At 45.2% G+C, this 19,064-nt stretch carries 21 protein-coding genes and 1 riboswitch; of the genes, 8 read left to right on the forward strand and 13 right to left on the reverse strand.

The features are described from left to right. Positions 1-99 precede the first annotated feature (99 nt). Positions 100-684 (forward strand): TIGR00730 family Rossman fold protein, encoded by a 585-nt coding sequence (locus ACLWBD_RS11090; RefSeq protein ID WP_413568211.1) that lies wholly within the window; start codon positions 100-102, stop codon positions 682-684. Between the two features lie 54 nt (positions 685-738). On the opposite strand, the gene ACLWBD_RS11095 is transcribed toward ACLWBD_RS11090, so the two are convergent. Continuing rightward, positions 739-1,287: a hypothetical protein gene (locus ACLWBD_RS11095; RefSeq protein ID WP_063204465.1), complete on the reverse strand. Its 549-nt coding sequence runs from the start codon at positions 1,285-1,287 to the stop codon at positions 739-741. 110 nt (positions 1,288-1,397) lie between these two features. After that, the gene (locus tag ACLWBD_RS11100) at positions 1,398-1,733 is read right to left on the reverse strand and encodes a DMT family transporter (protein WP_063204466.1); all 336 of its coding nucleotides are present in this window, start codon (positions 1,731-1,733) and stop codon (positions 1,398-1,400) included. A 23-nt stretch (positions 1,734-1,756) separates the two neighbouring features. Then, positions 1,757-1,830, reverse strand: a riboswitch (guanidine-III (ykkC-III) riboswitch). Between the two features lie 104 nt (positions 1,831-1,934). On the opposite strand from ACLWBD_RS11100, the gene ACLWBD_RS11105 reads away from it, so the two are divergent. Continuing rightward, positions 1,935-2,954, forward strand: a complete 1,020-nt coding sequence (locus tag ACLWBD_RS11105; RefSeq protein ID WP_413568212.1) for a lipoate--protein ligase — start codon at positions 1,935-1,937, stop codon at positions 2,952-2,954. 1 nt (position 2,955) lies between these two features. Here ACLWBD_RS11105 and ACLWBD_RS11110 read toward each other — a convergent pair whose 3' ends face one another. Then, on the reverse strand, positions 2,956-3,450 hold the full coding sequence (locus ACLWBD_RS11110; RefSeq protein ID WP_413568213.1) for a hypothetical protein: 495 nt from the start codon (positions 3,448-3,450) through the stop codon (positions 2,956-2,958). 312 nt (positions 3,451-3,762) lie between these two features. On the opposite strand from ACLWBD_RS11110, the gene ACLWBD_RS11115 reads away from it, so the two are divergent. Beyond that, positions 3,763-4,326 (forward strand): hypothetical protein, encoded by a 564-nt coding sequence (locus tag ACLWBD_RS11115; RefSeq protein WP_413568214.1) that lies wholly within the window; start codon positions 3,763-3,765, stop codon positions 4,324-4,326. Here the strand turns inward: ACLWBD_RS11115 and ACLWBD_RS11120 are convergent, their stop codons facing one another. The 4 genes from ACLWBD_RS11120 to ACLWBD_RS11135 all read right to left on the reverse strand — a co-directional run bounded on the left by ACLWBD_RS11120 (position 4,327) and on the right by ACLWBD_RS11135 (position 7,180). Further along, the gene (locus tag ACLWBD_RS11120; RefSeq protein ID WP_063204470.1) at positions 4,327-5,103 is read right to left on the reverse strand and encodes an SDR family oxidoreductase; all 777 of its coding nucleotides are present in this window, start codon (positions 5,101-5,103) and stop codon (positions 4,327-4,329) included. Positions 5,104-5,124: 21 nt separating this feature from the next. Next, positions 5,125-5,784: an alpha/beta hydrolase gene (locus tag ACLWBD_RS11125; protein ID WP_413568215.1), complete on the reverse strand. Its 660-nt coding sequence runs from the start codon at positions 5,782-5,784 to the stop codon at positions 5,125-5,127. A gap of 1 nt (position 5,785) precedes the next feature. Beyond that, entirely contained in the window at positions 5,786-6,709 is a 924-nt protein-coding gene (ygiD, locus tag ACLWBD_RS11130; RefSeq protein WP_413568216.1) for a 4,5-DOPA dioxygenase extradiol, read from the reverse strand. A 96-nt stretch (positions 6,710-6,805) separates the two neighbouring features. Further along, positions 6,806-7,180 carry a DUF1304 domain-containing protein gene (locus ACLWBD_RS11135; protein WP_063204473.1) on the reverse strand — a complete coding sequence of 125 codons (375 nt, stop codon included), beginning with the start codon at positions 7,178-7,180 and terminating at the stop codon, positions 6,806-6,808. Positions 7,181-7,385: 205 nt separating this feature from the next. On the opposite strand from ACLWBD_RS11135, the gene ACLWBD_RS11140 reads away from it, so the two are divergent. Next, positions 7,386-8,552, forward strand: coding sequence for a bifunctional 2-methylcitrate synthase/citrate synthase (locus ACLWBD_RS11140; RefSeq protein ID WP_063204474.1), 1,167 nt, complete (start codon positions 7,386-7,388; stop codon positions 8,550-8,552). 54 nt (positions 8,553-8,606) lie between these two features. Here the strand turns inward: ACLWBD_RS11140 and ACLWBD_RS11145 are convergent, their stop codons facing one another. Next, complete coding sequence (locus tag ACLWBD_RS11145; RefSeq protein ID WP_413568217.1) at positions 8,607-9,146, reverse strand: hypothetical protein; 540 nt, start codon at positions 9,144-9,146, stop codon at positions 8,607-8,609. A 111-nt stretch (positions 9,147-9,257) separates the two neighbouring features. On the opposite strand from ACLWBD_RS11145, the gene ACLWBD_RS11150 reads away from it, so the two are divergent. Next, the gene (locus ACLWBD_RS11150; RefSeq protein WP_413568218.1) at positions 9,258-10,319 is read left to right on the forward strand and encodes an alkaline phosphatase D family protein; all 1,062 of its coding nucleotides are present in this window, start codon (positions 9,258-9,260) and stop codon (positions 10,317-10,319) included. Here ACLWBD_RS11150 and ACLWBD_RS11155 read toward each other — a convergent pair whose 3' ends face one another. The 3 genes from ACLWBD_RS11155 to ACLWBD_RS11165 form a co-directional block, all read right to left on the reverse strand. Next, positions 10,320-10,904 carry an alpha/beta hydrolase gene (locus ACLWBD_RS11155; protein WP_063204477.1) on the reverse strand — a complete coding sequence of 195 codons (585 nt, stop codon included), beginning with the start codon at positions 10,902-10,904 and terminating at the stop codon, positions 10,320-10,322. It lies immediately after the preceding gene. Positions 10,905-11,269: 365 nt separating this feature from the next. After that, complete coding sequence (locus ACLWBD_RS11160) at positions 11,270-11,644, reverse strand: group III truncated hemoglobin (protein WP_413568219.1); 375 nt, start codon at positions 11,642-11,644, stop codon at positions 11,270-11,272. A gap of 57 nt (positions 11,645-11,701) precedes the next feature. Further along, a complete protein-coding gene (locus tag ACLWBD_RS11165) occupies positions 11,702-12,661 on the reverse strand; it encodes a hydrogen peroxide-inducible genes activator (RefSeq protein ID WP_063204479.1) in 960 nt (319 codons plus the stop codon). A gap of 200 nt (positions 12,662-12,861) precedes the next feature. Here ACLWBD_RS11165 and ahpC point away from each other — a divergent pair, with 200 nt between their 5' ends. Continuing rightward, positions 12,862-13,428, forward strand: coding sequence for an alkyl hydroperoxide reductase subunit C (ahpC, locus tag ACLWBD_RS11170; RefSeq protein WP_063204480.1), 567 nt, complete (start codon positions 12,862-12,864; stop codon positions 13,426-13,428). Between the two features lie 160 nt (positions 13,429-13,588). After that, positions 13,589-15,154: an alkyl hydroperoxide reductase subunit F gene (ahpF, locus tag ACLWBD_RS11175; RefSeq protein WP_413568220.1), complete on the forward strand. Its 1,566-nt coding sequence runs from the start codon at positions 13,589-13,591 to the stop codon at positions 15,152-15,154. Positions 15,155-15,211: 57 nt separating this feature from the next. Here the strand turns inward: ahpF and ACLWBD_RS11180 are convergent, their stop codons facing one another. Next, on the reverse strand, positions 15,212-15,568 hold the full coding sequence (locus ACLWBD_RS11180) for a VOC family protein (RefSeq protein ID WP_063242733.1): 357 nt from the start codon (positions 15,566-15,568) through the stop codon (positions 15,212-15,214). A 27-nt stretch (positions 15,569-15,595) separates the two neighbouring features. Here ACLWBD_RS11180 and pepN point away from each other — a divergent pair, with 27 nt between their 5' ends. Beyond that, positions 15,596-18,214, forward strand: a complete 2,619-nt coding sequence (gene pepN / locus ACLWBD_RS11185) for an aminopeptidase N (protein WP_413568221.1) — start codon at positions 15,596-15,598, stop codon at positions 18,212-18,214. Between the two features lie 96 nt (positions 18,215-18,310). Here the strand turns inward: pepN and folE are convergent, their stop codons facing one another. Continuing rightward, on the reverse strand, positions 18,311-19,027 hold the full coding sequence (gene folE / locus ACLWBD_RS11190) for a GTP cyclohydrolase I FolE (RefSeq protein WP_413568222.1): 717 nt from the start codon (positions 19,025-19,027) through the stop codon (positions 18,311-18,313). Positions 19,028-19,064: the final 37 nt, after the last annotated feature.

A 19,064-nucleotide genomic window follows, 5' to 3' on the forward strand; every position in this document is an offset into this window, starting at 1 on the left:
TCATAAGTGTTTATCGGAATAAAATCGAAGAAATTTATTCAAATTTTCTTTACAAGGGTTAACATTTATAGGAACAACTGTTCGATGAACGGAAATATTATGAAAAAAATCTGTGTGTTCTGCGGTTCAAGTTCAGGTGTTCGTCCTGAATATTTAGAAATGGCGCGCGAATTGGGAAAGACGTTTGCGATGAACGGCATCGCTTTGGTGTACGGCGGCGCTAAAATCGGACTGATGGGGGCGATGGCGGATTCTTGTCTTGCTCACGGTGGTAAAGTTATTGGCGTGATTCCTCAAGTGATTATGCAAAAAGAAGTGGCGCATACGGGACTCACCGATTTGCAGGTTGTGGACTCTATGCATACTCGCAAGGCGCGCATGGCGGAACTGGCTGATGCCTTTATCGCATTGCCGGGTGGCTTTGGAACTTTTGAAGAGCTGTGCGAGATTGTCACTTGGGCGCAATTGGGTCTTCATCAAAAGCCGATTGGAGTTTTGGACGTCCATGAATTCTATAAACCTTTAAAGGAACTTATAGAGTCCGGAATGCGTGAAGGATTTATTCGCGATGAGTACAAAGGCCTGGTCGTGTTTGCGAACTCCCCCGACGACATTTTGAATAAGTTTGCGAGCTACACACCCGTCCCGACGCCTCAATGGATTAAGTCGACGGCACAAACTTAAAATAAAAAAGCCAGTGGATCACACTGGCTTTTTTATTTATGGAACCTCAAAGCATTAGCAGCCTGAACCTTCCATGTCGATTTGATGAATCTTTCCGTTTTCAGTGTCGATGATTAACAAAGATGAGAAAGTCACTCCACACTGGACGGCGCCGATAGGAGCCACACCATATTTAACTGATCTGATCGAACGAAGAATGAACTCGGCACGATTTACTTTCAAAGTGTCGTCAGCGAATTTGATTTTGTCTTCCTGAGTTTGTTCACTCTCTTCCAGTCTGAATTCCAATTGACCTCGGATATAGCCAAAGCCTCCTGCTAAAGTCTCAGGACCCCAAGTCATGCCATCTGTTTCCCACGCAGAACCGTCTTCCGCCCAACGCTGTTCAAATTCCTCTACGGACTCGAAGTAATCCGTTTGCATTGCCAGCTCGCGAATCATGACTTTTGGATCTTTGTTCGGAGCTACCGTGTGTGTTTGCGAACCTTCAGCAACTTCTGCAAGTAAAGTCACCGCATAGTTGATGCGCTCCTCAAGGCTTTTAGATTTCGCGTTAGCAGTGAAAGAAAAAACAAGTGAGGCAATAAGAATTAAATTTTTCATCGGGCCATCCTTAAAAAAAGTGATTTGGAATGGCCCGGATATATGCCGAATCCAGATGAAAACAAAATCAATGCTTCACCTGAACATATTCATGAATTGAATAGTAAATATTACTCAGCCCCAGAGGTCATTTTTAGACCAATGATGGACACAAGCAAAAGAGCTAAGAAAAAGATCCTTGCTGGCGTCACAGCTTCTTTAAATAAGACGATACCCAATATAGCCGCTCCTAGGGCGCCGATTCCGACCCACACTCCATAAGCGGTTCCGATAGGAAGGACGTTTGCGGCTTTGGCTAAAAGGAACATACTCCCGGCCAAAGTCAGCAGAGTGAAAACACTGGGGCCTAATTTCGTAAAACCGGCTGTGTATTTAAGTCCGATCGACCAGCCTACTTCAAGAAGGCCTGCAACCAATAAAAGAATCCATGCTGTTGTGTTAGACATACCAACACTCCTTTCGTTAGAAAAAAGCGTCGTCTTGTCTTGACCGGGTACGTCGCACATCGTCCGGGTAAAGGCTCAAATGAAAATGAACCGAAATACAGCCTTATTTAAATCGTTCTCGGTGAAAATGTCAACTTTCCAGGCCCGACTTGAGACCTTGCTCTCTTGACGACAAAGGGCGCAAGGAATAGGTTACGCCCTATGCAAAAACTCAAAGTTTTCCTGTCTGACAGTTTGAATCCTCATCTTAATCTTGCGACGGAAGAGTGGATCTTTCACAACCTAGATCCTTCTCAACAAATTCTGTTTTTGTGGCGCAATGAAGAGACTGTGGTCATCGGCCGCAACCAAAACCCTTGGACCGAGTGCAATCTTGCGCAAATGAAATCAGACAATGTTCACTTAGCACGCAGGACAACCGGCGGTGGCGCTGTCTTTCACGATTTAGGAAATACCAACTTCACATTCCTATCTCCAAAAGAATCTTATAAGCGTGAAAACAATGTGCAGATCATTTTTGATGCTTTGAAAACTTTTGGCATTCAGGGTGAAGCTTCCGGCCGGAATGATTTGCTGATCCCCTTCCATGATGGCCCCCGCAAGTTCAGCGGCAGCGCATATCGCGAAAAGAAAGATCGTGCCTTCCATCACGGAACTCTTCTTTTGCACACCGATCTGACTCGCCTTGGAAATTATCTAACTCCAAATCCAAAAAAATTACAGGCGAAGGGGAAAGAATCTGTTCGCGCACGTGTGGCAAATTTGAATGAAGTGGCGTCAGAAATCCGCCACGAACAGATTGTTGAAACCATGGTGGCTTCTTTTGAAAAATTCTATGGCGCCAAGGCCGAGATCGAGTCTTTGACGATGGCAAGCTTAAAAGAAATGCCAGAGCTTAAGACTCAGTACGACTCATTAAGTTCTTGGGATTGGTTGTATGGAAATACTTTAGAGTTCAGTCACAAGATGGATGAGTATTTGTCTTTGGGCTTTTTTGATTTCCACTTCAAGGTGGAAGACGGTGTGATCAAGGAACTTCGTATTTTCACGGATTGTTTGTACCCGCAACTGATCGAAGACCTCACGAATGAACTTCGTGGGTCCCCTTACCGCGGCGACGTGATCAAACACGCATTTGGAAAAATCCAAACCAAGTACCCGGATCTTTCCGCGGGACTGACAGAGCTAGAACAATGGCTCTGCCGTCAAATCGAAATTTAAATTATCTTACACGTTTTAAGTTGCGGCATTCGTATTGTTTGTAAGTGCGAGTGCCGTCAGCTTGGAATACGTGATCGAAATAAAGATTCGCAGCCAATACGCGACCCGTACCATCGCTGGCAATCTTCACTTCCGCTGAAGAAACTTTGTCTAAGTTAAAGCTATAAGCATGAAAGCCATCTTTATATAGATAAGGTCCTTTAACAGAGGTCTTGTATTGCGCTTTACGAGCATCGCCTTTACTTACCGCTTCAGGAGCTTCTACTTCGATGCTTTTCACTTCGCCTTGGCCGTTAATATTTAAAGCCACAGCGCAAGCTCTTTCAGAGATCGCAAGCTTCTTACAGCCCAGATCTTTCGCAAAAAATCCACTGCCTGTATCCGCACACTGTTTGCGAGCTGCCAAAGTGCCGTGGAATACCAATGATTCCCCTGCTTGAGCTCCGATGGAGAACATCATTACGATCGCTTGTACCAGAAACGCTCTTTTCGTCATAAGAAAAACCTCCGTTAATATTCGTGAGGCTTAGGAGCAACATGTGTTCCAATATGAGATCAAAGACAATGAATCCTCGCCTTTATTCGAGTGCTCATGCCTTTACCAGGTGACGAATTTGGGCGCCTCATCAAGATTCTCCAGTATTGTCCAGTATGTCCAGTGACTCGGATTGTCTGCCATTCAAATAATCGACAGGTACTCTTGTCTGCGAAGGAAATAAACAGGTTTAAACCTAGGCATAATCGTCGCTAGAAAGATTCCTGACTTTAGAAACCAGTTTTGCAACGTTATAGAAAAAAGGGAGAACCCATGTTCGCTAAAAAATCTATTTCAATCACAGCAGCAGCACTTCTGTTAAGCTTGGGCAGCCAGGCAATGGCCGCCTCCATGGAGTGCTCTATCAGTTTGACAACTGCGACTGCCGGAGGACTGATGCCGATGGAGCGAGCCATCACTTTAAAAGCGAGCGAGGTCCGTCCCGAAGCCAAGATGGAACTGAGTGAGTGTACGGACTCTGATATTTTAGGAATGACGGTCACGCTTTGTGCGATTGAAGACGGTGATGCTTTGGGTGTGTTTCACGCCGAATTGTTTATCAATCGCGACGGCGGTGAAGAGCTTGAGTTCACTTCGGCGAAAGATATCTTTGCCTACTCTAAAAAACGTGCCGGTGCCTTAGTGTCGCTATTTTCGGAAGGAACTTTGACTCCGCAATTCATGAAGAAGATGGATGATGCGAATCTGACTTATCCAGAGTACAAAGGTGGCGATTCATTGGCAATTGATGACGCCGTCTCTGCAGCCTTCAAAAAAGGTGTTCTGAACAAAAGCGATATCGTTTCTTTGAGCATTGAAAGCTGCCGACTTAAATAACTATAAAGAAGGAGTTCTGCCGCCGTCGACGGGTAAGTTGATACCTGTAATATAAGAGGCGGCGGGACTTGCTAAAAACGCGATGGCTTCGGCCATCTCTTGCGGCTCTCCAATTCTCCCCATAGGCACTGACTTTTTCCAATTTTCTTCGATCTGATCCAATGTGGTTTGCGATGATTTAGCTGATGAATCCATTAAAGACGTCAAACGATCCGTCAGAATATAACCTGGTAAAACATTATTCACCGTGATTCCAAATGGCGCGAGTTCACCGGCTAAAGTTTTTGACCAACTGGCCATGGCTCCCCTCACCGTATTAGAAACTCCCAAATTCGGCAGAGGATTTTTCACTGACGTCGAAATCACATTGAGGATGCGTCCATAGCGAGATTGCTTCATAGAGGGCAGAAGTGTTTGCACCAGCAGATGCGCAGCATGCAAGTGCGACTTAAACGGAGCTTCGAACTCTTCAATACTAGCGGCATGAAGAGGACCGCCTTTAGGCCCTCCTGAATTGTTAATTAGAATTTGTATGGATTCTTTTTGAAGCGAGGGTAAAAGCTTCTTCAAACTTTCCGTTTCCCCAAGATCAACCGTGAAATACTTATGACCACTTCCCGAAAGTTCATTCATTAAAGTTTTAAGTTTTTCCTCTGTGCGGGCTAGAGCAATCACTTTGGCTCCGCGCTCAGCGAATAACAGAGCCGTCGCTTTCCCAATACCACCTGAGGCTCCGCAGACAAGAGCTGTTTTTCCTTCAAGACTCCACGAATTCATTTTTCCCCCGCGAAATTTGGGTTAGAAGTTCGACTTAAGCCATTCGCTTATATCGTCTCTCATTTCTGGAGAGATTTCATGACCCGCATTGTAAGTCTTAAAGTTAAACGCAAATCCGGCTTTTTTCAAAGTTTCTGCAGTGGCTTCGGCGTGAAACAAAGGCAGTTTGTTATCGTGCAGACCATGCATTAGTAAAACTCGAGGCGTGGACGTCACCGTGCCATCAGGCACCACTCCTTGAGAGACTTCTTGCAAAGTGCGCCCGCCTATCGCAACTATGCCGCGAATAAGTTCAGGTTCGGTAAATCCTAAAGAAAGACTCATGATCGTGCCTTGACTGAAACCCAAAAGAACAATTTTACGGGAATCAACTTCAGGATGCGATTTTAACTGATGAATAAAATCTTTTAAAAGAAGGCGGGAGCTTTCCGCCTCTTCGCGATTGTGCAGAGGTCCCTCCGCCGTGAAGCGAACTTGGAACCAGGCAAAGCTCTCAGGCCCCATCACTAAAGGCGCGCGCAAACTAAGGACGGCGAATCTTGGATCCAGCGAAGAAGCCAACTCCGCAAGATCCTTTTCGTTGGAACCGACACCATGAAGAGCGATGATCACAGGCGACTTACCCTGGCTTTTTTCTTTTGCCGGAATGTAAATCGCCTGCAGCTTGTTATCTGTTTTCATATTATCCTTTTTTACCCAAGCTAAACCCACGCATAGAAATAGAACCCATGTCATAACCTTCAAACTGGAACGCCAGTTCATCTTTCTCATCTGCGGCTCCTAAAACATACAGCATTGGTAAATAGTGATCGGGCGTAGGAACGCTTAAGCGTCCTGCTGTGGATTTCATAAATTCTTCAGTAAGTGCTTTAAAGTCGCGATCGACTAGTTTTGCTTTGGCCCATTCGTCAAATTCGATCGCCCAATCTTCACCTTGCAATGGCTTATCCCAGTTCGCTCGGCGTAGGTTGTGAACGATGTTGCCGCTTCCCACGATCAAGACGCCTTGCTCTCTTAATTTTTTAAGAGTGCGGCCTAACTCAAAGTGAAATGCGGGAGGCTCTGACATATCGATACTCAATTGCAGAACTGGGATATCTGCCTGCGGATACATTTTGCGAAGCACAGCCCAAGTTCCGTGATCAAGCCCCCACGAACTGTCGTCACCGTGAATTTGCGGTTTATTAGACAGGCTTTGAATTTGTTTTGCCAACTCAGGATCACCGGGCGCGGGATATTGCACGTTGAATAACTCCTGCGGAAATCCATAGAAGTCATGTATAGTGCGCGGCTTTTCCATCCGAGTCACCCAAGTACCTGCACTCAACCAGTGAGCGGAAATCACTAAGATGGCTTTCGGTGTCGCGATTTCATTTCCTAAATTAGCTAAACTTTGCGTGAACGGATTGTCTTGGATCGCGTTCATAGGATTGCCGTGCCCCACAAAAAGCACGGGCATCTTCGCACCGTCTTGTTTTGAAGTCAGATTTAAAAGAGTTTTTAATTGATCAGGCATATGCAATCTCCATAGGCCCCAAGCCGTCAGCGCACTGCCTGCGCCAATCAGCAAAGACCTTCGACTTAAGGAACGTGTTCCCTTACTCATGCCTCCATTATTATGGAAAAAGCACTGTTCCAAAAGACGTCAAATTTGCATAACACTGTTCTATTTTTGTATATTTACCCTCTAAGCCGGGCTTATTTAGCTTTTCAGATAGGGCACTAAGGCAATTGCTGCCGGTACAAATTGAATCACGGCACCTCTCCACATCTTGCGTGGATTTGATAAAAGCAGGACTAGGCCCGCACCACAGATTGAAAGAAGAGCGTAAATGATAAGCGTCGTTCCCATGGAATAGGTCATCTCACCTGTTCTAAAATGCAGGCCTGCAAAAATCGCGATGGCTAAGAAGAGATTGTAAAAGCCCTGATTGAACGCAAGCGGTTTTGTCGCGGCGACATCTTGAGGCTTTACGCCGAAGATGCGATTGATGCGCGGGCGTCCCCAAAGAAGACTTTCTAAAATGAAGAAGTAAACATGCAAGAATGCCGGAAGAAGAGCGAACGATATTTCCATGTGCTTTAGTCTTTAGATCGTAGGCTTTAAGGTCAAGGGGTCTTCACACGGCCTCTCTCCCCTCGCCGCGGCTGGCAAAGGGAGGGTTCATTGTTTCGGAGGAGTTGACCCACGCAGAACCCCGAGCTAGCTTGAGCCATTACTTTAACGACACATTGTGCGCCGCATTTTAAAGCAAATGCCGACGCCTTCTTGCGGAGGAAAAATGGCTGAATATATCAATCCAGATTACGTTCCAGAACCGGATAAAATGAATGTGAAAAAGGGCCTTGAGGGCGTGGTTATGGATACTTCCAAAGTATCTAAAGTAAACCCTCACACAAACTCTTTGATCTACCGTGGTTACCCAGTTCAAGACTTGGCTGAAAACTGCTCTTTTGAAGAAGTGGCTTACCTTCTTTACAACAACGAGTTGCCAACAGCTTCTCAACTTGCGGACTTCACGAAAAAAGAGCGCGGCTACCGTGAGATCTCTACAACTTTGTTGAACGTGATCAAAGCTCTTCCACAAAAATGTCATCCTATGGATTCAATCCGCACGGCGGTTTCTTTCTTGGGAACTGAAGACGCTCGTATCTGGGATGCAACTCCAGCGACAAACATGGATAAAGCAATCCAGTTGCTAGCAAAAATCCCAACAATGGTTGCTGCTGACTACCGCTTCAAAAAAGGTTTGGATTTCATTCCTCCTAAAGCGGATCTTTCTATCTCTGAAAACTTCTTCCACATGTGCTTTGGTAAAGTACCTCAAAAAGAAGTTGTAAAGGCTTTCGACGTTTCTTTGATCCTTTACGCTGAACACAGCTTCAACGCTTCTACTTTCACAGCACGTGTTGTGACTTCAACTCAATCTGATATCTACTCTGCAACTGTGGCGGGTATCGGTGCGTTGAAAGGTCCTTTGCACGGTGGTGCAAACGAAATGGTTATGCACATGATGAAAGAGATCGCAGACCCTGCGAAAGCAGAACAATGGATGTTGGATGCTCTAGCTCAGAAGAAAAAAGTCATGGGCTTCGGTCACCGCGTTTACCGTTCTGGCGACTCTCGCGTTCCAACAATGAAAAAATACGCGCAAGTGATGGCGGACGTAACTGGCGAACAAAAATGGATGCAGATGTACACGTCGCTTGAAAAAGTGATGGTAGAGAAAAAGAAAATCTACCCTAACTTGGATTTCCCAGCGGGTCCTGCTTACTACATGATGGGCTTTGAGATCGACTTCTTTACGCCGATCTTCGTTATGGCTCGTACAACGGGCTGGTCTGCTCACATCATGGAGCAAGCTGCAGACAACCGTATCATCCGTCCTCTTTCTGAGTACGTGGGTCACGAACAACGCAAAGTTGTTCCTTTGTCTGAAAGAAAATAATTTAGAGAAATCTAAAATGAAAAAGGGAGCGGTATCGCTCCCTTTTTTTTGGCTCTAATGAATTGAGAGCTGCTGGCGCTCCTGGCTGTAGGTCACTAAAACACGCTCTATCTCGGGATCTTCAGTATCTAAGCTTTCCTTCGTCGTCGGTAAAGCCATCAGATAATCGCTTTTGCGAACCATGTTTTGAAAATCAAATTCTTTTAGATCTTTAAATCGTCCCATTTGACGGCGTACTTTGAATAGGGACGTCATTGATTTTAAATGCGCCAAAGTTCCTTCTGCGTATTGGGTCTTCATCGTAGTTAGATCAATATTTTGACGCCATCTTTGCAGTGTCCCCATTGATGAGGCCTTGAGGATTTCACTGGATTGCGTATCTAACACCTCGGCCCAACGCTTTGCCGTCTGCATGTGCAGTGAAATGTCGTGACGGCGCTTGGATAGCGGCTGAACAGCGACGCCATTTGTGGGCTGTCTCACTGTGGGATGGGTGCTTTTGGCTCCAACCAATGCGAGTTCAGAGGCCATGATGGCAAGTCCTACAAAACAAAGTGCGGCAGTTCTTAAAAATAATAGCATCTTCTTGTTCATACTTCTTAGGATATCCAAGAGTTGTGCCGTGTTCTAATTTGAGACGAAAGAATTTGACCGCACGAAACTCCTCGCATGAAATGAAGGCGCGTTTTTTATGAAAAGGACCGTATGAAAAAGATCTTACTGCTTTCGTTATTTATTCTTGGCTGTGCTCAGACGGCGAAACATGATTCGGATTCGTCAACTTCGGCAACGTATATTTCCTTTCTGCCGTCACAGGAAATCGTGTATGAAAAGCCGGTGAATAAAATCGCTTTTGGTTCTTGCGCCAATCAAGATCAGCCCGAGCCTTTGTGGAAGGATGTTCTTCAAGCCAAGCCCGATCTTTTTCTGTTCATGGGTGATAACGTCTATGCTAGCCACCCGACTCAACAACCTATCGCCGAACAGTATCGTAAAATGGATCAAATTCCTGAATACATCGCCATCCGCAAAGAAGTTCCGTTTATGGCGACGTGGGACGATCATGATTTCGGCGAGCGCGACGGTGGAGCCGACTTTAAAGGCAAAGACAATGCCCGTCGTGATTTCTTAAACTATTGGGGTTATGTTAAAAACAGCATTCCTTTAGAACAACAGGGCATTTATCACGCAAAGATGATCGGGCCAAAAAAGAAATCTGTGCAAGTGATCATGCTAGATACTCGTTATTTCCGCAGTCCTTTAAAAGAAAGCCCGGGGAATGAAGGCAAAGCGCAGGATTATATCCCGCAAGAGGAAGGAACGATCTTAGGGGAAGCTCAGTGGGAATGGCTTGAGACCCAACTGAAACGCCCCGCGGAAGTGCGCTTTATTGTTTCAAGCATTCAGCTGATTGCAAACGACCCGAAATACGAAAAATGGGGCAACTTCCCGAAAGAGCGTCAGCGCTTCTTTGATTTACTTAAGTCCACGCGTGCGAAGAATGTGATTTTGTTAAGCGGAGATCGTCATATTGCTTCGATCTCTAAAATGGATGTAAAAAATTATGGCTCTCTTTATGAGATCACTTCTAGTTCCATCAATCGCGCAAATAAGTACGGCGATGCAGACTCTCACTACGTTGGACCGGTGTACAGCAAGGAAAACTTTGGTTTGGCTGACATCGATTGGAAAAAGAAACTTGTCACCGTCGATATTCGCGGCTTCAACAACGAAGTCGTCAACTCCGTGAAGATCAAACTTCGTTAATTATTTATCCGCGCGGCTCCAATCCACTAACGGTGGATTGGGGTTTTCGGCAAACTTGCCGTTAAACAGAGTTCTTGCCCACATCACGGTTTCATCGATCGCTGAATCCAAGTGAGTTTCATCCACGACGACTGTCGGAATGTCCAAATCTTGCGCTTTGTTCTGAGCATCATCGTAAGGGCCTTGAATCATCACTAAGCCTTTACAGACATTGGATTCGCGACAGACTTGCGCCATGTATTCAGCCCCGACGCTGACCCCGACGCCGATGATTTTTTCTGGATTGATCGTGCCATGAGTTTGCATAAATCTTAAAGCCGCATGAATGTCTTCGGTGCGCTTGGATGGGGACTCCCAGGATTGCGCGGCACCTTCGTCTTCAGAGTAGTAGCTATGATCCATCACCAGGCAGGCGAAACCCTCTTCGCTCACTTCGCGTGCGATATAATGCGTGATTTGGTTCGTGGCTCCTGTCATTGAACCTTCAAATAACAATCCCACTAAATGCTCGGATGAATTTTTTGGTAGATAAAGACAGCCTTCCAGCAAACGTCCTTGCGAAGCATAGGTGATGGTGAGTTTCATAGCGGACCTCCCCGTTTCTATAAGGATAGAAAATCCTGTCCTTATTCGGAAATGAGGGTTTGTTTGGTTGAGGAAAAACAAAGGTTGTTGTGTTGCAAGACAATCAATCGCGTACAACAAGGACGATTTCACTGCCACGGTGGCAGTAAGCGATTGCGTCAAAAACAACTTTCAGATCAATCCGGAAGACTTACTTTCAGGAATTTCGAGACATGTATTTGGGGTCATTTTCGGTACCGAAAACTAAAAACCAAACCAAACCAAAAACTAAATTCTTAATGGCTTACCAAGTAAATTAAAAAAATTTATCTATCTCGTGAATTAAAAATTCGATCAATCAACTCGACACCAACTCAATTAAATTTCTAGTTGTCCATCAAACTCAAATTAATCATAAAATTTCGCGCAATCCGCAATGCTCGCGACTTCGCCTCTGACGCTTTCATACCCACGAAGTTTTCATCCACGGTTTGCGTGAATAGGCGCAGCCATTGCTCGAAGTGACCCTGCTGCAAATTCAACTTCATATGCGGAGGAAAAGGTCTGCCGCGATAGGTGTCCTCTCCCAATAACAAGTCCGCCCAGAAGTTGTAAAGCTTCGGCAGATGTTCTTCCCAATCCACTTTCGCGACGTCGGTGAATATCGGGCCAATATAGGGATCTTGACGCACCTTCGAGTAAAACTCGTCGACCAGCAGTTTGATGTCTTCGCGGGTCTCTATTGGCTTTCTTGTTTTCATTTTTCTTCTTTCTATAATGAACCTGGTACCTTTTCCACACGAAGGGAAGCAGGTACCTTAGGCTATGGGAAGGACGTCGAGATCTTTTTGGCGGATCTTGCGCAACTCTTCCGGAATACTTTTTAGAATTGCTTCGCCCAACGCTTCGATCAATTCATTTTTGTAGTGTTCGCGGCGATACACCAAACCGATTTCGCGGGCTGGGATCGGTCGTTCGAATTGCACTAAGTGACTGCGATCGCCAATGTGTTCGGCCGCTAGATACGGAAGCAAAGTGTAGCCTCCATAAAGATCGACGAGGTTCTTCAGCGTTTCTAAACTTCCACTTTCGAATTTATAACGTCGACCTCCGCCTTTATTTTTTCTGACTGAACATAGATCCAATACTTGATTGCGCAAGCAATGGCCCTCTTCGAGTAACCAAATATCTTCCATGCTGAGACTTTGATATTTGATCTTTTTCATCTGCGCATACTCGTGATTCTTTTCGCACAAGACAGAAAAAGGCTCATAGTACAAAGGGTACTCAAACATCTTTGCCATCTTCGTCGGTGTTGCCAAAATTCCCACATCAATTTCATCAGCATTCAAGGCTTCTAAAATCTGATCGGTTTGCAGTTCTTTGATGTTCAGCTCTACCTCGGGAAAAAGCTCTTCGCAAACCGGCAGCAGGCGCGGCAATAAATATGGAGCCACGGTGGGTATGACACCGACCACCAAACTTCCCTGCTTCGCCCCTTTTTTTTCGTGCTGAATCAGACTTTCGATTTTACGCGCCTCAAACAGGACTGTTTGCATTTGAGATATTAGCTTTTTTCCCATCTGTGTCAGAAGAACTGGTTTCTTCGAGCGATCGAAGATAACGACGCCCAAATCCTCTTCTAATTTCTGGATCTGCATACTCAACGTTGGTTGAGTCACAAAACAAGCCTCTGCCGCCTTCGCAAAATGCCCGTATTTATGCACTGCCATGACGTATTCGAGCTGCGTCAAAGAAAAGTTCGTTTTTGGCGTCATAAACTGCTCCTTTATGAGGCAATTCTATCAAGATAGAGAAAATCTATCAATGGATATTTATAATCGATTTCACCAAAAGGGGTTGATCCTCTATTCTGATCGACGAAAGATGTTCACTAACAGAAAGCTGCTAGTGGACCTCATAATTTTTTAGGCTCACGAGCCAATACAAAACAACCATTTTATTCGAAGGAGAATAAATGCTTACTCTAATCAACACGCAAGTGCCTGAATTCAAAGTTCAAGCTTATCATCACAATGATTTCAAAACTGTGACTCACAACGACCTTAAAGGTAAATGGTCTATCTTCTTCTTCTATCCAGCAGATTTCACATTCGTGTGCCCAACTGAATTGGGTGACATGGCTGATAAATATGCTGATTTCCAAAAATTGGGCGTAGAAGTTTACGGTGTTTCTACAGACACTCACTTCACACACAAAGCATGGCATGATGCTTCTGACACAATCAAAAAAATCAAATACCCAATGTTGGCAGACCCGACATTCCAATTGACTCGCGCTTTTGGTGTACACATTGAAGAAGAAGGTCTTGCTTACCGCGGTACTTTCCTTGTGAACCCTGCTGGTAAAATCGTACTAGCTGAAGTTCAAGACAACGGTATCGGCCGTAATGCTGATGAGTTGTTCCGTAAAGTACAAGCAGCTCAATACATCGCTGCAAACCCAGGCGAAGTATGCCCAGCTAAATGGACTCCAGGTAAATCTACTTTGAAACCAGGTCTAGACCTAGTTGGTAAAATCTAATTTAGGTTTTCGTTTTCTTCCCCGCTGGCAACAGCGGGGGCACTTTTCCACCGGAACTTCTTTGCACGGAAAAGTGTTTTTATAAGGGTCAAATCCGCGGCGTGAGCGTAAGTCAGCGACAAGACTTTGACCCTTATAAAAACACTTTTGGAGGTTTGAAATGTTGGACTCTTCTCTTTTAGAACAACTCAAATCAGTCTTCGCATCTCTCGAAAATACAGTCGAACTTGTCGTTGAAAACAGCACTCACGACGACAATAAAGATCTTCTTGAAATGTTGAATGAAGTCGCGAGCACTTCAGATAAAATCACAGTTCGCAATAGCGGCGGTACTTCGCCGATGCCTCAGTTTCATATTGCTTACAAAGACAAACCGACGGGCATCGTGTTTAAAGGCATTCCTGGTGGTCACGAATTCACTTCGTTAATCCTGGCAATCCTAAACACCGATGGAAAAGGAAAAGCCCTAGACAGCTTGATCGCGAGCCGTGTGAAACGCTTGAAAAAGAACATCACGATTCAGTCTTACATCTCTTTGACTTGTGAGAACTGTCCGGACGTGGTTCAAGCCTTGAATCAGTTCGCGCTTGTTCACGGAAGCATGCGCCACGAAATCATCGATGGCGGCTACGTTCAAGACGACGTTCAAGCTTTGGGCATTCAAGGTGTCCCAAGTCTGGTTGCGAATTCAAAGATGTTCCACTCAGGCCGTATTCAACTTTTGGATCTATTAACGAAACTTGAAAGCACATTCGGCGTGGACGATTCAGCTCCCGCTGAAGAGCCTGTGAACAAAAACTTGGGTCACTTCGACACTTTGGTTATCGGCGGTGGGCCTGCGGGCGCATCGGCGGCGATTTACACAGTTCGTAAGGGCTTAAGTGTCGCCATGATCACGGAAAAAATCGGCGGTCAGGTGCAAGAGACCAAAGGCATTGAGAATTTGATCTCTGTGGTTTACACGGAAGGTCCTCAATTGGCAGCGCAGTTGAATCAACACGTTGCTAGCTACCCAATTAAACTTTTTGAAAACCGTCGAGTTAAAAAAATTCACACAAAAGACGGCATCAAAGCTATCGAACTTGAAAGTGGCGAACATCTGACAGCAGACGCGGTGATCGTGACGACGGGAGCAAAGTGGCGTGAACTGAACGTCGAAGGTGAAAAAGACTATCTGGGTCGTGGCGTTGCTTACTGCCCTCACTGTGATGGACCTTTCTACAAAGGTAAAAAGGTGGCCGTTATCGGCGGTGGAAACTCCGGCGTAGAAGCGGCAATTGACCTTGCGGGGATCGTTCGTGAAGTCGTGGTCTTTGAATACAATGACCAATTGAAAGCGGATAAGATTTTGGTGGATAAACTAAAATCTTTGCCCAACGCTTCGATCATAACGAGTGCAAAAACTCAGAAAGTGATTGGCGACGGTCAAAAAGTCACGCAACTGGAGTACGTAGATCGCAGTTTAGATAAAACTGAAAAGATCGATCTTGATGGTGTCTTCGTTCAAATCGGTTTAGTTCCCAACAGTCAGTTCTTGAAGGACACGGTGAACTTAAGCAAGTTCGGTGAAATCATTGTCGATGAAAAAGGTCGCACCTCAGAAGCAGGCATCTATGCTGCCGGAGACGTGACAACAACTCCGTACAAGCAGATCGTGATCGCTATGGGTGAAGGTGCTAAAGCCGCCCTCGCAGCCTTCGAAGATCGCATGTACAAACACAATTAATCGAAATAAAAAGGGGACCTCGAGAGTCCCCTTTTTATTATTTAATTCGAAGCTGGTTTATATCTCACAAAGTTCGATCGAATGACCATCGGGATCCAAGACAATCGCCTTCTTTCCGTCCGGCATCTCTGTTGGGTCCAAAATACACATGCTGCCTGGAATTTTCATCAGCTCACCGACGGTGCGTTCTAAATCTGTAATTCGAAAACCTAATTGCAGGCTTGGAATTTGAGCTTTTTGAGCGTTTTTGATGGAATACAAAGAAAATTCGACTCCATTGTGAAGGGCGCGATGAACTTCACTTCCCTTATCAACTTTTGACGCTGTAAATTGAAAGCCGATTATTCCATAGAATCCCAGCATGTCTTGTAGATGCGGGGTGTTTATTGTGATAGAAGTGATTAACAAACTCATCGTCTCTATTATCTGAATCGAGGGCTTATGAAACAAGAAAAAATTTATCTTAAAGACTATAAAGGACCCGCTTTTTCTGTGGATTCAATAAACCTCGACTTCGTCATCAATGAAGACTTTTGTCGAGTTATCGCCAAAAGCAAGATGAACAGAACCGAAGAAGGCGCAGAGCTGCGTTTAAACGGCGTTGAGCTGAAACTGGTTTCCGTAAAAATTGACGGAACACCTCTTAAGGCCGATCAATACCAAATCACGGAAGAAGAACTGATCATCCCTTCCACTCCGAAAAAATTTGAACTTGAAATTGAGACTGAGTTGCAACCACAGCACAACACGTCTTTGGAAGGCCTCTATAAATCCAACGGCATTTTCTGCACTCAGTGTGAAGCTCAAGGCTTTAGAAAAATCACTTACTTCTTAGACCGTCCGGATGTCATGACTTCGTACTCTGTAACTATCGAAGCGGATAAAAAGAAATACCCTGTTTTACTTTCAAACGGTGATCGTATCAAAATTGAAGACTTAGGAAACGGTCGTCACAAAGCTTTCTGGCGTGATCCACATAAAAAGCCTTGTTACTTGTTTGCTTTAGTCGCTGGAGATCTTGGTGTTATTCGTGACACCTTCACGACGTCTTCCGGTCGTACAGTAAATTTAGAAGTCTATGCCGTGCATGGCAAACAAGAACGCTGCTGGCATGCTATGGAGTCTTTGAAAAAATCCATGAAATGGGACGAAGAGACCTTCGGTCTTGAATATGATCTTAATGACTACATGATCGTCGCAATTGATGATTTCAATGCCGGCGCGATGGAAAACAAAGGTCTTAATATCTTTAACTCTCGCTTAGTTCTGGCCGATTCCAATTCAGCAACAGACGTGGATTTCCACAGCATTGAATCGGTTGTCGCGCATGAATACTTCCACAACTGGACAGGCAATCGCGTGACTTTGCGTGACTGGTTCCAACTTTCTTTAAAAGAAGGTTTGACGGTTTTCCGTGACCAAGAATTTTCTGCCGACATGACGGATCGCGGAGTGCAAAGAATCGAAGACGTCGATGCTCTTCGCACGGGTCAATTCGCTGAAGATGCGGGCCCTAATGCCCACCCCGTCCGTCCTGAATCTTGTATGGCGGTCGATAATTTCTTCACCATGACGATCTATGAAAAAGGATCTGAAGTGATCCGTATGATGCAAACGATTGTGGGAAGAAAAGGTTTCCGTAAAGGCATGGATGAATACTTCAAACGTCATGACGGTCAAGCCGTGACGACGGAAGACTTCGCCGCCGCCATTGCAGAGCCGAATGGTAAAGACTTCACACAGTTTAAGCGTTGGTACAATCAATCTGGGACACCAGTGGTTCACGTGACCGAAGCCTATGACCAAAACAAAGGTGAATACACGCTGTCATTGGAGCAATCGTGCCCGCCGACTCCAAATCAACCGCATAAAGAGCCTTTCCACATTCCATTGATGATGGGCCTTTTAGACAAAAACGGTAAAGAGCTTGCTTTGAACTGCGACAAAATCCAGGTCAATACAGATGGAAAAAATCTGATTGAACTTAAAGAGCGCAAAGAAACTTTCGTGTTTAAAGGTCTGAAAGAACGCCCTGTTCTTTCTATCCTTCGTGAGTTCTCTGCACCGATCAATTTGCGTTGGGAAGCCAGCGAAGATGATTTGTACTTCCTTATGGAAAAAGACACCGACTCTTTCAACCGTCGCGAGATGGCGCAGAAATTGGGCTTGAATCTTCTTCACAACTTGATTGCTCGTCACCGTGAAGGCGCTCCGTTAACTATCGACAATCGATATTTAAACGCTCTCAGTGCGACGATTCGTGATGCCGATATGGATCCAAGCTTCAAGGCAAAGATGCTTCAAATCCCAAGCCATGCTATCTTGGCGCAAGAAGAGGAAGTTTTAGACTCTGAAGCCTTCCACAACGCGCGCACGACCTTGCGCACGGCGATTGCTCGTGAAAACCGCACGCAACTTTTGGATATCTATCACAAATACCACGGTGTCGATCCCAAAAGCCATGACCCGAAAGTCTTCGGCCATCGTGCTTTGAAAAATCAAGCCCTGCACTATTTAGCTGAGCTTCACGATCCAGAAATTTTGACGATCGCGAATAAGCAGTACTGGGAAGCACAAAACATGACGGACCGTATGACGGCGTTGATGATTCTTGCGGATACAGAATCTGAATTCCGCGATAAGGCTTTGAGTAACTTCTATAACAACTGGAAAAATGACTCTGTTGTTATCAATAAGTGGTTCACAGCCCAAGCTACGACCACAAGGAAGCAGACTTTGGAAGATGTGAAGGCTTTGACGAAACATCCGGCTTTCAATATCACAAATCCCAACAACGTGTATTCGTTGCTAAGAGCTTTCGGTGCGAACATCGTGCGTTTCAATGACCCTAAAACGGACGCTTACGAATTCTACGCGGATAAGATTCTTGAAATCGACGCGAAGAACCCGCAAGTCGCCGCTCGCTTGTGCGCGGCTTTCAACTTTGTCAAAAAGTTAGATCCGGTGATGAAAGAAAAAGCTATCAAGCAAATCAAACGCATGGTCGCAGTAGAAAGTCTTTCGAAGAATTCTCGCGAGCTTTTACAATCTTCCATCTAAGAAACAGGCGGCCTTGGGCCGCTGAAGTCTTTAAAAGAAAAAAGCAGAAAGGAACCCTTTCTGCTTTTTTTATTTCCAGCTCTCAATGATCAAAAATTACTTGGTACGACAGTGCTGCAAGAACTCTTCACGCGTTTCCATACGGGTCTTAAAGTGACCACGCAGATCCGCTGTGGCAGTGGCACTACCTGTGTCTTCAATACCTCTCATTACCACACAGTAGTGCTTGGCATTGATGTGCACCGCTACGTGCTCCGTTCCCAAGATGTATTGCAGACAGTCCGTGATTTGCTTCGTCAGGCGCTCTTGCACCTGCGGGCGGCGGCCGAAGTACTGAACGATGCGATTGATCTTAGAAAGACCGATCACTTTTTTATTTGGAATATACGCGACAGTAGCAAAGCCATCGATCGGCAAAAAGTGATGCTCACAGAAAGAAAGACAGCTGATGTTTTGAACCACGATCATCTGATCGTAATTCATTTTGTTTTCAATAACCGTCATCTTCGGAAACTTTTTAGGGTCTAAACCACTAAAAACCTCGTTCACGTACATTTTAGCCACACGACGTGGTGTCTCGCGAAGACTGTCGTCGGAAAGATCCAGTCCCAAAGTTTCCATGATATCGACGAATTTTTCGGTGATCTTTTCAATCTTTTCTTCGTTTGAAAGACCATTATGGATCATCGGCGTCGGACGCACATTATCCAGGATCTGCTTTACGGCGATCGCAACCTCATGCGGTGAAGAGGGGTCTACGGGAGGCAGTTTCTTAGAGATTTTTGCCGACTTTTTCTTTGTTGTTTTAGACATGATTCTACCCTTAGATGAAAACGCCTTTATGCCCTAA

Origin of the sequence: Bdellovibrio sp. HCB117 (assembly GCF_047305915.1) — a bacterium.
GTDB classification, from domain to species: Bacteria; Bdellovibrionota; Bdellovibrionia; order Bdellovibrionales; family Bdellovibrionaceae; genus Bdellovibrio; species Bdellovibrio bacteriovorus_B.